Source organism: Pseudomonas sp. MT3 (assembly GCF_054720805.1).
Genome location: NZ_JBTVPY010000002.1, coordinates 293728 through 306179 on the forward strand (window position 1 = coordinate 293728; position 12452 = coordinate 306179).

The following is a 12452-nucleotide window of genomic DNA, read 5'->3' on the forward strand; positions in this document are numbered from 1 at the left end:
ATCGCTGTGGGTGCTCTATGTCTGATGATGTCTGGCCGTATGCCCTGAAACTCTACGCCCGTGAAGGAGTTGAGGCGGCCTGCCTGTCGCTGCAGGAGGCCGGTGCGGACGTTTGCCTGCTGCTCGTTTCGGCCTGGCTGGGAAGCGTCCGCGTGGCCTTCTCGCCACCCCGGATGAGTGCGCTGGAAAGCACCGCGCAGGGCTGGCGCGAAGACGTGATAGTGCCGCTGCGTTCGTTGCGTCAGCGCTGGCGTGAATCGGCGGTGCGCGATGCGGAGCTGACGTCGCTGCGGGAACGACTCAAACGGCTCGAGCTGGAGGCTGAAAAGGTGTTGCTGGAGAGGCTGGAAAGCGTGGCGAAGGATTGGCCACGGGGTGAAGCGGAGGATCTGGCGCGCTGGCTGGACGCCGCGTCGGGTGACGCGGGCAGCTTGCGCCGCGATGCGCGGGAAATCCTGCGCATCGCGGCGAGCCTCTCCTGAGCCTTAGGAGGCGCTGGAGGAGGTACCGCTGGCCGGAACGGCCGGCGCCGGAGTGGCACTGGCAGCCGGGGCCGGAGCGCTCGGCTGAGCAGCCGGAGCAGCGGGCGCTACCGGAGCAGCTGGCTTGGCTGCAACGGGTTTGGCAGCGGGCTTCGCAGCGGCAGGCTTGGCAGCCGGCTTGGCGGCGGGCTTCGCAGCAGCAGCCTTGGCAGCCGGCTTGGCGGCGGGCTTCGCAGCAACAGCCTTGGCAGCCGGCTTGGCGGCGGGCTTCGCAGCGGCAGCCTTGGCAGCCGGCTTGGCGGCGGGCTTCGCAGCAGCAGCCTTGGCAGCCGGTTTGGCGGCCGGCTTCGCAGCGACAGCCTTGGCAGCCGGCTTGGCGGCTGGCTTGGCGGCTGGCTTGGCGGCTGGCTTCGCAGCGGCAGTTTTGGCAACTGGTTTGGCGGCAGGCTTCGCAGCAGCCTTGGCAACTGGCTTGGCAACTGGCTTGGCGGCAGGTTTCGCAGCAGCCCTGGCAGCCGGCTTGGCGGCAGGCTTCGCCGCAACCTTGGCAACCGGTTTAGCAACAGGCTTGGCGACCGGCCTCACGGCGGCGGCCGGCTTGCGGTTGGCCAGGGACTTGCCAGCAGCTTCCTTCACCTTGGTCACGCCCTGGGCGAGCTTCAGACTCTCCTGCACATCGCGCTTGAGGTTGGCGATGTAGGCGCGGGTTTCGGTCTGGCGGGTCTTCAGCGTATCCAGCACCTCGTCCAGTTCGGCGATGGCGGACTTCGCCTTGGCCTGAGCCTTGGCCTTACCCTCTTTGGTGGCGTCCTGCAGCTTGGTGCGCGCCTTGTGCAGTTTTTCCTGTGCCTTGCCGCGTTGCTTCTCGAGCTTGGCGAGCAGTTTTTCGGCGTCGACGAGGGCCTGCTTGCAGGCGCCTTCAAGGTGATCGATCAGGCTGTGGGACAACTGCTGCAACAGGTGCAAAGGGGTAGTGACAGGTTTCTTGTTGGCCGACATGACGTGCCTCCTGGCGGACGTGGTTGCGCCCATACTAGCCCCGTCGGAAGCCGCTCGCCACTGTCCTGATTGAGCTGGAGCCCGCGCCCGGCATAATCTCCAGCCGTTTTCACAGTCGAGAGAACCCATGCTTCGTCTTGCTCCGCTCTGCGTGCTGATCACGCCACTGCTGGCCAGCGCCGCGCCACCCAGGGACGAACTGGCCTACGCCCTGGGTGTGCAACTGGGTGAACGGCTGCATCAGGAGGCCCCTGGCATCGCCATCGACGACCTGCTGGAAGGCCTGCGCCAGAGCTATCGCGGCGAGCCGCTGGCACTGCCGGAGGCGCGCATGAAGCAGGTGCTCGGCGTCCATGATCAGCAGCAAGAAGGCACCTCGGCACAGGCACAATCCGCCGACGCCGCGCGAGCTGCGGAGAGGCGTTTTCTGGTCAACGAAAAGGCGCGCTACGGTGTTCGCGAATTGCCGGGCGGCGTACTGATCAGTGAGTTGAAAGGCGGACGCGGCAATGGCAATCCGCAGTTGCGCGAGGTACGGGTGAACTACATCGGCAACCTGGCGGACGGTAGCCCGTTCGATGCCAGCGCCTCGCCGCAATGGTTCCGTCTCGATACGGTCATTCCCGGTTGGCGCATCGCACTGCAAGCAATGCCGATGGGCGCGCGCTGGAGGGTGGTGGTGCCATCGGCGCAGGCGTATGGCGCCGAAGGAGCGGGCGACCTGATTCCCGCATACGCGCCGCTGGTGTTCGAGATCGAGTTGCTGGAGAGTCGCTGAAACGAAAACGGCGCGACCGCTTCACGCGCTCGCGCCGCTTCCCCACCCGGTGCGTCGATCAGACCGTGGCAACTTTCTGTTCGTGGGCGTTGTGCAACACCTCGATCAGGCAATCTTCCAGTTCGAAGCGTTCGTGCAGTTGCTGGCGCAGACTCTTCAACTCGCTGCTCAGGCAGGTGCCTTCGCGGCAGTCGCCGTTGTCGCAGCGATCATTGAAGTTGAGCGCATTGGCGGTGATGGTTTCGAGGCGGGGATAGATCTGCTTGGCCAGTTCCAGCCCCCGGGTATCCCCGAAGGCCTGCGCTTCGTTCATCAACTGTTCGTAGACTTCGAAATGGCCCGCCGACACGTAGTCGAGCAGGAGCTGGCAAAAGCTCTGCAGGGGCTCGGCGTTGGTCTTCGGCGCCTGGACACCGTCCAGGGAATCGAATGCCCGGACCAACTCATGTCGATCCCGCAGCCAGCGGTCGATCAGCTGGTGTACGCCTCCCCAACGTTCCTGGGCATTACGGCAGCTCTCGAGCATGTTGTCCTCACTTCCCTTGTCGCCGTCCCGGCAATGTCCGCCCCGGGACAATATTCTGTCGAACCTCGGCATCCGCGTAACTGGTTTTTCTTCGGTGGCGGCTTTCCGGCGGAATGGGAATCCAGAGTATGCCCGCCCGATTCCGCCTTCAAGACAAAGGCGCGCGGAAAATTCATACGAGCGTTTAATCGGCAGGCCGCGGCCTCTCTGGCCTGCGCCAGAGCGCGCAGGTCAGAGCCGGAAGGGATGCGACGCTCAGCCGCGGCGGAAGAACTGGAAGATGGCGAACAGCGAGAAGGCGATGAAGGCGAGCAGGCTCCACTCCGGGATGCTCAGGCTGAACAGGGTCCAGGTGACTTCCGCGCAGTCGGCCGATCCGTGGAACATGGTCCACAGGATGTCGGCGTAGGGCATGCTCTCCATCATGTATTCCAGCGGCGGCAGGCAGGCAGGCAACTGGTCCGGCGGCAGGGTCTGCAGCCAGATCTGGCGGCCCGCGGTGCCGGCGCCAGCCAGCGAGCAGAGCAGGATCAGCACCGAATATACGCGGGGGCCGCGGCCATGCAGCCCGGCGATCAGCGCGAAGAGTCCGGCGCCGGCGAAGAAGATGCGCTGCAGGATGCACAGCGGGCAGGGCTCCAACCCGATCACGTACTGCAGGTAGAAGCCGGCGCCGAGCATGACGGCGCAGGCGATGAAGGCGAGGAAGAACAGGGAACGACGGCTGGCCAGGTTCATGGCGGCTCCGCTGAATGGGCTGTTGCAGGAAGGGCGCTACGGTAGAGGAAAGTCCGACGCTGTTTCAAGGCGGCTGTCTAAACTGCCGGTGGCACTCATCCGGGAATCCATGCCATGCGTCGTCCACTGCCGCTCTTCGTGCTCTTGTGCCTGGTCAGCCTTCCGGCCTGTTCGGACAGCGCCCTGGACTACATCCGGCTACCGGAGGGCTTCCACATCAGCCTGCTCACCAACCAGGTTCCGGGCGCGCGCGCCATGACCTGGGGCGCTGCGGGCACCCTGTTCGTCGGCAGCATGAGCGCCGGCAAGGTCTATGCGGTACGCCCGAACGGCCGCGTCTCGGTGGTGGCGGAGAACCTGCAGATGCCCGTGGGCGTTGCCTTCCACGAAGGCGACCTGTATGTCTCGGCCGTCAGTCGCATCCTGGTGTTGCGCGGGATCGAGAAGCGCCTCGACGCACCGCCGCCGCCCGAGGAGCTGCCTGTCCGCTTCCCGTCCGAGACGGCGCACGGCTGGAGGTTCATCGCCTTCGGGCCGGACGGCAAGCTCTACGTGCCGGTGGGCGCGCCGTGCAATATCTGCCGCCCGGACCGTGAGAAGTACGCCAACCTGCAACGCCTGAACACCGATGGCAGCGCCCGCGAAGTAGTCGCCCACGGCATTCGCAACACCGTCGGTTTCACCTGGCATCCGCAGACACGCCAACTCTGGTTCACCGACAACGGCCGCGACCTGCTCGGCGATAACCAGCCCGACGACGAACTGAACAGGGTCAGCCGCGCCGGCGAGGACTTCGGCTATCCCGATTGCCACCAGGGCGACATCGCCGACCCCGAGGAAGGCAAGACGCCCTGCTCCGCCTTCACCCCACCGGTGGCCAGGCTCGGCCCTCACGTCGCGGCGCTGGGGCTGCGTTTCTACACGGGCGAGCAGTTCCCACCGGAGTACCGCGACAACCTGTTCATCGCCGAACACGGCTCGTGGAATCGCACGCAGAAGATCGGCTACCGCGTGGCCCGTGTCGAACTGAACGAGGACGGCTCACTCAAGCGCCAGAGCGTGTTCGCCGAAGGCTGGCTGGACGCGAACGGCCAGGTACGCGGCCGGCCGGTCGACGTGCTGGTGGCGCCCGACGGCGCGCTCCTGGTGAGCGACGACCAGAACGGCGCGATCTACCGCATCCGCTACGGCAAACCCTGAGAAGCGAAAACGGCGCCCGTGGGCGCCGTTTTCTCATGCAGCGGGATCAGGCCCGCACCGCCACCGGTTGCGAGACCGGCGGCGCCAGCAGGCCCAGGCCTTCCTGAAACAGCTGGTTGCTGCGCTCCACCTCGCCCAGTTGCGCCAGCAGGCGCGCCAGTTCGGCACAGGCTTCCGCGCTGCGCTGACGCGCAAGGCTGGCTTCCAGGTACTCGCGCGCCTTGCCCCAGAGTTTGTTCTGCAGGCTCAGGCGACCCAGGGCCAGCAGCAGTTCGGGGTCGTCACCCTGCTGCTTCAGCCAGCCTTCGGCGGTCTTGAGCTGCTGTGCGCCCTCACGGCCACGGGCGCGGCCATACAGATGCACCAGGCGGCTGTCGTAGCCCTCCTTGAGCGCCTTGCGCAGGACTTCCTCGGCCTCTTCCGGCGCACCCAGGCGCAACAGCTGCTCGGCGTAGGCGGCGACCAGCAGCGGCTGCGCGCGCAGATTGCTCGGCACGTTCTGCCAGCGCTGGGTGAGCGGCTGCAGGCTGCTCTCGCCCTGGCCGATACCCTGCTCGCCGGCCTCGTCCAGTGCCGCCATCCAGGCACGACGCTCCAGATCGGCCAGTTCGGCGTTCTGCAGCACACGCTCCTTACGCAGCTCGGGCAGCAGCACGCACAGCGCCTGCCAGTCGTGCAGGCTGACGTAGAGCTGCTGGAGCAGGCGCAGCACCGTGGGGTGACGCGGATGATCCTGGTGCAGCTTGTCCAGCACGGTGCGCGCCTGGGCGAAGTCACTGCGGTTGATCAGCAACTGGGCGCGGGTCAGGCCCACGGCCAGCTCGCCCCCTGGTTCGCGCTGCTGGGCACGTTCGAGGAGCTCGTCGCATTCTTCGGTCCTGCCCAACTCGTTGGCGGCGCGGGCGGCGCCCAGGTAGTGCGGCAGCGGACGGTCGCTCAGCTCCGCGGCACGCCGCAGGTGACGCAGGGCCTGCTGCCAGTGCCCTTCGGCGAGGTCGCGCTGACCGTTCTCCTCGGCCAGTTGCGAACGACGGCGGCGGTTGAAGCGCGACCAGGGATTGACCACCCGCCCGGAAACGCCCAGCAGACGCAGCACCAGCCGCACGCCCAGGTACAGGACCCAGAGCACCACCAGCAGCGCGAGGAACGTCCACAGGCTGGATTCGTAACGGAAGCTCTTGTAGGCAATCAGCACGTAGCCCGACTGCTCGGCGACGGCCAGCCCGATCAGGGTGGCGGCCAGCACGACGGCCAGGATCAGCACATAGACGCGGCTCATGGCTGGGTCCCCGCGTCAGGCGCGACGGCTTCCTGCTGGGCGGCATCGGCGTCGCGGCGTGCGAGGTAGGCCTGCAGCGAGCTGAGGGCGGGGCTGAGGTCCGGCATCTGCACGGTGACGGCCTGGCCGCTCAACTCGTCGAGACGCGTCGCCAGGGCGCGACTGTCGGCGAGGTCGGCGTTGAAGAAGTCGCCCACGATCTGCCGGGCCTGTTTCAGCGCCTGCTGGTAGACATCCTGCTTGCCGTTCAGGGCCGCCCACTGGGCCTGCTCCAGCGCCAGGCTGAGGGCCAGGCGCACACGGTCGAGCTGCTGGCCGGAGAGCAACGGGCGGATGTCCTGGCCGGCGTTGAAGTCGATGCGGACGTAGTGGGAGATGCGCTCCCACCACAGGTCCCAGGTACTGCTGCCGTCACCCCAGGCGGTGGCGGCGGCGGTGCCGTTCTCGTCGGCCTTGAAGGCCGGGTTGAGCGGCTGCAACTGCGCAGCCTGATCACGCAGGGCGCCCAACTGCAGGAACAGTCCGGTGCGGTCCGGACGCGGCAGGCTGCGCAGCGCCTCCAGGCTCTTGGCCAGTTGCGCGCGGGCAGCGAAGGCACCCGGATCGTTCTGCACGCGCAGGATATCGTCGGCGCCCTGCACCAGCTCGGTCGCGCTGTCGATGTCCTGTAGCGCGGACAGGCGCAGCGCGGCCAGGCGCAGCAGGTGTTCGGCTTCGGCCAGGCGCCACTGCTGGCGGCTCTGGCCCAGCACCTGCTTGAGCTGCTTGGACAACTGCTGCTGGTCGCCCTGCAATTCCACCACCAGGCGGCGGCGGGCCTCCAGCTCATCGGCGGTCGGCAGGTCGTCCAGGCGCTTGTTCAGTTCGAGGTTGCTATTCTGCACGCTCTGCGCCTGCCCGCGGGCGTCCTCCAACTGGGCGCTGCGCTGCTGCTCGGCGCCCTTCAGTTGCTGGACTTGCCAGATACCCCAGCCGCCCGCGGCGAGGCCGGCAGCGCCGACCAGCAGGGCCAGCAGGGCAATGCCCGCGCCGCCTTTGCGCGGCGCAGGCTCCGTGGCCGGATTGGTCGGAGTGGGAGTCTCTTGGGGAGTGACGGCTTCGCTCACAGATCCATCCTTCGCTCAGAAATTGTTCTCGTCAGCGCTTCTCAGCGCCTCCATCAGTGCCGCAGCGCTGGCGCCCCGACAATCGATCACTCGCTGCGCGCCCAGCCCGCGGGCCTGCTCGGCCACACGCGGACTGGGCACGAACAGCGGCAGCGCACTCACCTGCGGCCAGTCCTGCGCCGCCAGACGATGCAGGTGCTCCAACCCCTGCCCGCTGCTGATCGCCACCGCGTTCAGATGTTCCTCGCGGACCCGCCTCAGCAGTTCCCCCGAGGGATAGGCCGGCAACTCGCGGCGGTAGAGTTCCAGATAGTCGACCGCCACGCCTTGGCCGCGCAGGCAATCGGCGAGAAATTCTCGGCCACCTTCGCCACGCAGGATCAGCACCTTCGGATCATGCACCTGCAGCGCCTGCGCCAACGCCGGCAGCTTCAACAGGGCTTCGCTGTCGTCGCCGTCCACGGGGTAATGCACTGCCAGGCCGTAGTCCTCGAGAATAGCCGCGGTCGCCGCGCCCACGGTGAACCAGCCCTGGTTCGACGGCGGCTGTGGCCAGTAGCGATCCAGCCGCTCAAGGCCAAGGCGCGCCGCCGGCTTGCTGACCACGATAACCGCGCAGTAGCGGTCCAGGTCAAGGATCAGGCTGCGTTCGGCCGGCGACTCTTCCCGCGCAACGATCGCCAGCAACGGCAAGCTGGCGCTGTGGATCCCTACCTCGGCGAGGCTCGCGGCCAGCGCCGCGCACTCATCCTCGGGACGGGTCAGCAGCAGCCGCCAGCGGCTCACGGGTGATCGGCCTCGCCGTACACCGCCGTGAGGATTTCCTGGGCGCCCTGTTCCAGCAGGTCCTCGGCCACCTTCACGCCGAGCGCTTCCGCGTCGGCCTGCGGCGCACGCGCCTCGGCACGCAGCAACTGGGAACCATCGGGCTGGCCGACCAGGCCGCGCAGCCACAACTGATCGCCCTCGAGAATGGCGTAGCAGGCGATGGGCACCTGGCAGCCACCGTTGAGGCGCTTGTTCAGGGCACGCTCGGCGGTGACACGCACGGCGGTTTGCGCGTGATGCAGCGGCTCCAGCAGCGCATGGATTTCGGCGTCGGCAGTACGGCACTCGATGCCCACCGCGCCTTGGCCGCCAGCCGGCAGGCTGGCTTCGACACTGATGGAGGAGCGGATGCGATTCTCGAAACCGAGGCGGATCAGGCCGGCGGCGGCGAGGATGATGGCGTCGTACTCGCCGGCATCCAGCTTGGCCAGACGGGTGTTGACGTTGCCGCGCAGGAAGCGGATCTGCAGGTCCGGGCGGCTCGCCAGCAGCTGCGCCTGGCGGCGCAGGCTGGACGTGCCGACCACGCTACCGGCGGGCAGCTCATCGAGGCTGGCGTAGGTATTGGAAACGAAGGCGTCGCGCGGGTCTTCGCGCTCGCAGATGCAGTACAGGCCAAGACCCTGGGGGAAGTCCATCGGCACGTCCTTCATGGAGTGCACGGCGATGTCCGCCTCGTTCTCCAGCAGTGCGGTCTCCAGCTCCTTGACGAACAGGCCCTTGCCGCCAATCTTCGCCAACGGTGCGTCGAGCAGCTTGTCGCCGCGACTGGTCATCGGCAGAAGAGTAACGAGCAGGCCGGGATGGGCCTGTTCCAGGCGGGCCTTGACGTATTCGGCCTGCCACAGGGCCAGCGCACTCTGGCGCGTGGCGATACGGATTTCGCGAGAGGACATGGGCATTTCCGTGCAATAGAGCGTGCATGAGACGACCCGCATCATAACAGCTCGCGCGCGCAGAAGCCTGGGCGCAGGACCCAGGCTTCACGCGGAATGCGGCACTGTGTCGCTACAGGTTATGCATGAGTCGCCGTACGCCAGCGACATGCCGGCGGCTGACGGTCAGTGCATCGCCGTTGAGCCCCTTGAGGTACAGCTGGAAGTGCCCCAGCGGCGTACGCTGCAAGCGCTCGATGCGCTCGCGGGAAACCAGCGCGTTGCGGTGGATACGCACGAAGCGATCACCGAACTCGTCTTCCAGCGCCTTCAGCGGCTCGTCCAGCAGCACTTCGCCGCCAGCGTGGCGCAGGGTCACGTACTTATGGTCGGCGATGAAGAAGATCACGTCTTCCAACGGGATCAGCTCGATGCCTTTGCGGGTCCGCGCGCTGATGTGGCTGCGCGGGCCGGGACCGCCGGCTGCCGGCGGCTTGGTCAACGCCGCCAGTTGCACGCGGTTGGGCCGCGAGGCCTTCTTCAAGGCTTCGGCCAGGTCCTCGCTGCGGACTGGCTTGACCAGGTAGCCGACCGCGCTGACCTGGAAGGCCTCCAGGGCGAATTCGTCATGGGCGGTGCAGAAGATCACCGCCGGTGGGGTTTCGCGCTCGCACAGCTTGGCCGCCACCTGAAGCCCGTCCAGGCCGGGCATGCGGATATCCAGCAGGACGATATCCGGCTTCAGGCTGTCGATCAGCGTCAGCGCTTCTTCACCATTGCTGGCGGAGGGTTCGAGGACGCGATAGCCGTCCAGTTGCCCTACCAGCCGGGCCAGGCGCTCTCGCGCCAGGGGTTCGTCATCGACGATCAGGACATTCATAAGCTCAGGCTTCCTGCATGAGACGCGCACATGGATAGCGTAGACAGGTGTAGTGCCGTCCGTCACGGCGCTCGACGCTGAGACTAGCTTTTGGCCCGAAAAGTGCCGCAAGTCTCGCCGCAATATTTTGCAGCGCCTGCTTGGTCCCCTTCGTGGGCAACGTCTGCGTCGACTCGTCGTACGGGTTGCTCACGCAGAGCTGAAACACACCGTCACGGTAGTCCGCCTCAACTTTCACCAGCCCGCCTTCGATGCGCGGCTGGATGCCATAAATCAACGAGTTCTCCAGCAAAGGCTGCAGCGTCAACTGCGGGATCGGCACGCCATCGGGCACGCCGTGCACCTGCCAGTCCATCTGCAACCGAGCGCCAAGACGAAACTGCTCAATGGAAAGATAGCGTCTGGCCAACTCGAGTTCCTCCCCCCAGGAAATTAATGTTCCGGGATTGGCCAGGCTGGCGCGGAACAGGTCCGACAGATTCAGCACCGCCTGCTCGGCCTTGCCCGGGTCAAGCTCGATCAGACTGGCGATGCTGTTGAGACTGTTGAACAGGAAATGCGGACGGATACGCGCCTGCAGCGATTCGATCCGCGCCCGCAGCTCGGCCTGTTCCTGACGCCGCCATTGGCTCAGGAGATAAAAGTAGCGTAGCAACAGGGTGGACATGATGAGGGCGATCAATGCATGGCGCAGGTAGAGATTCACCTCGCCGGTGCGCGACATCGGCCCGCCCAGGGACAGGTAGTCGGCCACCGCCGTGCAGGCGAGCGTCAACGCCACCACCAGCGCACAGCTGAGCACCCCGGCAAGCCAGGCGGGGCGGCGCGCCAGCAGCGGCCGCAAGCGGCACAGCAGGCCGGCCGAGAGCAGCACGTTCCACTGCACGAAGAGCGAGATCAGCGACAGACGCACCCAGTTGAAATTCGGCGTCATCGGTTCAGCCAGCACGATCACCAGCACCAGCATCTCGGCCAGCACCACCAGGCTGAACAGCGCTTCGGGCTCACACAGTTCGGGAATGAAGAAATCGTCTTCGGGTGCCGGCCGGACGCCGGTCTTCGCGAGTATGGGCATCGACGCAGTTTCCGTAAGCGTCCGCACGGCGGCAAGCGCAGCGTGCGACCAGAGCCTGGAAATGTCGGGCAGCGCAAGGATCGGCCGGGGCCGCACTGCGATTCATCGCCGCTCCCCCAACCGCCAAAGCGCCGCCGGTTTTGTCCTTCAGCCTGCTATTATCGTCGCACTTTGCCCTTCATGCAGGCCGCGCGCCGCGCCTGCCCGTTTCAGCGAGAGAGATCCATGAGCGTAGAGAAGACCAACCAGTCCTGGGGCGGCCGTTTCAGCGAGCCCGTCGATGCCTTTGTCGCCCGCTTCACCGCTTCCGTCGACTTCGACAAGCGCCTCTATCGCCACGACATCATGGGCTCCATCGCCCACGCCACCATGCTGGCCAAGGTCGGCGTGCTGACCGACGCCGAGCGCGACACCATCATCGGGGGCCTTGCGCAGATCCAGAGCGAGATCGAGGCCGGCACCTTCGACTGGCGCGTCGACCTGGAAGACGTGCACATGAACATCGAAGCACGCCTGACCGACCGCATCGGCATCACCGGCAAGAAGCTGCACACCGGCCGTTCGCGCAACGACCAGGTGGCCACCGACATCCGCCTCTGGCTGCGCGACGAGATCGACCTGATCATCAAAGAGATCACCCGCCTGCAGCAGGGCCTGCTGGGCCTGGCGGACGCCGAAGCGGATACCATCATGCCCGGCTTCACCCACCTGCAGACAGCCCAGCCGGTGACCTTCGGCCACCACCTGCTGGCCTGGTTCGAAATGCTCAGCCGCGACTACGAGCGCCTGGTGGACTGCCGCAAGCGCGCCAACCGCATGCCTCTGGGCAGCGCCGCGCTGGCTGGCACCACCTACCCGATCGACCGGACCATCACCTGCGAACTGCTGGGCTTCGAAGCGATCTCCGGCAACTCGCTGGACGGCGTGTCCGACCGTGATTTCGCCATCGAATTCTGCGCCGCCGCCTCCGTGGCGATGATGCACCTGTCGCGTTTCTCCGAAGAGCTGGTGCTCTGGACCAGCGCCCAGTTCCAGTTCATCGACCTGCCCGACCGCTTCTGCACCGGTTCCTCGATCATGCCGCAGAAGAAGAACCCGGACGTGCCGGAGCTGGTGCGCGGAAAGTCCGGCCGCGTGTTCGGCCACCTCGCCGGCCTGCTGACCCTGATGAAGGGCCAGCCGCTGGCATACAACAAGGACAACCAGGAAGACAAGGAGCCGCTGTTCGACGCCGCCGATACCCTGCGCGACAGCCTGCGCGCCTTCGCCGACATGGTTCCGGCGATCAAGCCCAAGCGCGAGATCATGCGCGAAGCGGCCCGCCGCGGCTTCTCCACCGCCACCGACCTCGCCGACTACCTGGTGCGCCGTGGCCTGCCGTTCCGTGACTGCCACGAGATCGTCGGCCACGCCGTGAAGTACGGCGTAGACAGCGGCAAGGACCTGGCCGAGATGAGCCTGGACGAGCTGCGTCAGTTCAGCGACCAGATCGACGACGACGTGTTCGCCGTGCTGACCCTGGAAGGCTCGGTGAACGCCCGCGACCACATCGGCGGCACCGCGCCGAATCAGGTCCGCGCCGCCGTCGCTCGCGGCCAGGAACTGCTGGCCAAGCGCTGAGGCGCCCGCCACCCTGAGAAACGCTGCTCCCCGCAAGGGCAGCGGCGTTTTTCATGCCCGGAAACC

The 12452-nt window shown here is 66.6% G+C and carries 13 protein-coding genes; 4 read left to right on the plus strand and 9 right to left on the minus strand.

The genetic code is table 11. From position 1 onward, the window contains the following. Positions 1 to 17: 17 nt before the first annotated feature. On the plus strand, positions 18 to 482 hold the full coding sequence (locus tag ACYCAX_RS03195; protein ID WP_460247407.1) for a TIGR02444 family protein: 465 nt from the start codon (positions 18 to 20) through the stop codon (positions 480 to 482). A gap of 3 nt (positions 483 to 485) precedes the next feature. On the opposite strand, the gene ACYCAX_RS03200 is transcribed toward ACYCAX_RS03195, so the two are convergent. Beyond that, entirely contained in the window at positions 486 to 1481 is a 996-nt protein-coding gene (locus ACYCAX_RS03200) for an AlgP family protein (protein ID WP_460247429.1), read from the minus strand. Between the two features lie 127 nt (positions 1482 to 1608). Between ACYCAX_RS03200 and ACYCAX_RS03205 the strand changes: the two genes are divergently transcribed. Further along, positions 1609 to 2259 (plus strand): FKBP-type peptidyl-prolyl cis-trans isomerase, encoded by a 651-nt coding sequence (locus ACYCAX_RS03205; RefSeq protein ID WP_015475029.1) that lies wholly within the window; start codon positions 1609 to 1611, stop codon positions 2257 to 2259. 58 nt (positions 2260 to 2317) lie between these two features. On the opposite strand, the gene ACYCAX_RS03210 is transcribed toward ACYCAX_RS03205, so the two are convergent. Then, positions 2318 to 2785 carry an Rsd/AlgQ family anti-sigma factor gene (locus ACYCAX_RS03210; RefSeq protein WP_015475028.1) on the minus strand — a complete coding sequence of 156 codons (468 nt, stop codon included), beginning with the start codon at positions 2783 to 2785 and terminating at the stop codon, positions 2318 to 2320. Between the two features lie 255 nt (positions 2786 to 3040). Further along, a complete protein-coding gene (locus ACYCAX_RS03215) occupies positions 3041 to 3523 on the minus strand; it encodes a disulfide bond formation protein B (RefSeq protein WP_015475027.1) in 483 nt (160 codons plus the stop codon). A gap of 114 nt (positions 3524 to 3637) precedes the next feature. On the opposite strand from ACYCAX_RS03215, the gene ACYCAX_RS03220 reads away from it, so the two are divergent. After that, entirely contained in the window at positions 3638 to 4723 is a 1086-nt protein-coding gene (locus tag ACYCAX_RS03220; RefSeq protein ID WP_460247408.1) for a PQQ-dependent sugar dehydrogenase, read from the plus strand. A 46-nt stretch (positions 4724 to 4769) separates the two neighbouring features. Here the strand turns inward: ACYCAX_RS03220 and ACYCAX_RS03225 are convergent, their stop codons facing one another. The 6 genes from ACYCAX_RS03225 to ACYCAX_RS03250 all read right to left on the minus strand — a co-directional run bounded on the left by ACYCAX_RS03225 (position 4770) and on the right by ACYCAX_RS03250 (position 10766). Then, positions 4770 to 6002: a heme biosynthesis HemY N-terminal domain-containing protein gene (locus ACYCAX_RS03225; RefSeq protein WP_460247409.1), complete on the minus strand. Its 1233-nt coding sequence runs from the start codon at positions 6000 to 6002 to the stop codon at positions 4770 to 4772. Beyond that, positions 5999 to 7108, minus strand: coding sequence for a uroporphyrinogen-III C-methyltransferase (locus ACYCAX_RS03230; protein WP_460247410.1), 1110 nt, complete (start codon positions 7106 to 7108; stop codon positions 5999 to 6001). Before ACYCAX_RS03230 ends, ACYCAX_RS03225 begins: the two co-directional genes overlap by 4 nt. 15 nt (positions 7109 to 7123) lie before the next feature. Beyond that, the gene (locus tag ACYCAX_RS03235; protein ID WP_460247411.1) at positions 7124 to 7894 is read right to left on the minus strand and encodes a uroporphyrinogen-III synthase; all 771 of its coding nucleotides are present in this window, start codon (positions 7892 to 7894) and stop codon (positions 7124 to 7126) included. After that, positions 7891 to 8832, minus strand: coding sequence for a hydroxymethylbilane synthase (gene hemC / locus ACYCAX_RS03240; RefSeq protein WP_460247412.1), 942 nt, complete (start codon positions 8830 to 8832; stop codon positions 7891 to 7893). Before hemC ends, ACYCAX_RS03235 begins: the two co-directional genes overlap by 4 nt. Before the next feature lie 112 nt (positions 8833 to 8944). Next, positions 8945 to 9691 carry an alginate biosynthesis regulator AlgR gene (algR, locus tag ACYCAX_RS03245; RefSeq protein ID WP_015475021.1) on the minus strand — a complete coding sequence of 249 codons (747 nt, stop codon included), beginning with the start codon at positions 9689 to 9691 and terminating at the stop codon, positions 8945 to 8947. A 4-nt stretch (positions 9692 to 9695) separates the two neighbouring features. Further along, positions 9696 to 10766 carry a sensor histidine kinase gene (locus tag ACYCAX_RS03250; RefSeq protein WP_294980333.1) on the minus strand — a complete coding sequence of 357 codons (1071 nt, stop codon included), beginning with the start codon at positions 10764 to 10766 and terminating at the stop codon, positions 9696 to 9698. Between the two features lie 225 nt (positions 10767 to 10991). Here ACYCAX_RS03250 and argH point away from each other — a divergent pair, with 225 nt between their 5' ends. Next, a complete protein-coding gene (gene argH / locus ACYCAX_RS03255; protein WP_460247413.1) occupies positions 10992 to 12386 on the plus strand; it encodes an argininosuccinate lyase in 1395 nt (464 codons plus the stop codon). The last annotated feature ends 66 nt before the right edge of the window (positions 12387 to 12452 follow it).

Coding starts and splice junctions, on each gene's coding strand:
- ACYCAX_RS03250 (WP_294980333.1), bottom strand. CDS start 10,766: ATGCCCATACTCGCGAAGACCGGCGTCCGGCCGGCACCCGAAGACGAT.
- ACYCAX_RS03225 (WP_460247409.1), bottom strand. CDS start 6,002: ATGAGCCGCGTCTATGTGCTGATCCTGGCCGTCGTGCTGGCCGCCACC.
- algR (WP_015475021.1), bottom strand. CDS start 9,691: ATGAATGTCCTGATCGTCGATGACGAACCCCTGGCGCGAGAGCGCCTG.
- argH (WP_460247413.1), top strand. CDS start 10,992: ATGAGCGTAGAGAAGACCAACCAGTCCTGGGGCGGCCGTTTCAGCGAG.
- ACYCAX_RS03205 (WP_015475029.1), top strand. CDS start 1,609: ATGCTTCGTCTTGCTCCGCTCTGCGTGCTGATCACGCCACTGCTGGCC.
- hemC (WP_460247412.1), bottom strand. CDS start 8,832: ATGTCCTCTCGCGAAATCCGTATCGCCACGCGCCAGAGTGCGCTGGCC.
- ACYCAX_RS03200 (WP_460247429.1), bottom strand. CDS start 1,481: ATGTCGGCCAACAAGAAACCTGTCACTACCCCTTTGCACCTGTTGCAG.
- ACYCAX_RS03210 (WP_015475028.1), bottom strand. CDS start 2,785: ATGCTCGAGAGCTGCCGTAATGCCCAGGAACGTTGGGGAGGCGTACAC.
- ACYCAX_RS03220 (WP_460247408.1), top strand. CDS start 3,638: ATGCGTCGTCCACTGCCGCTCTTCGTGCTCTTGTGCCTGGTCAGCCTT.
- ACYCAX_RS03215 (WP_015475027.1), bottom strand. CDS start 3,523: ATGAACCTGGCCAGCCGTCGTTCCCTGTTCTTCCTCGCCTTCATCGCC.
- ACYCAX_RS03195 (WP_460247407.1), top strand. CDS start 18: ATGTCTGATGATGTCTGGCCGTATGCCCTGAAACTCTACGCCCGTGAA.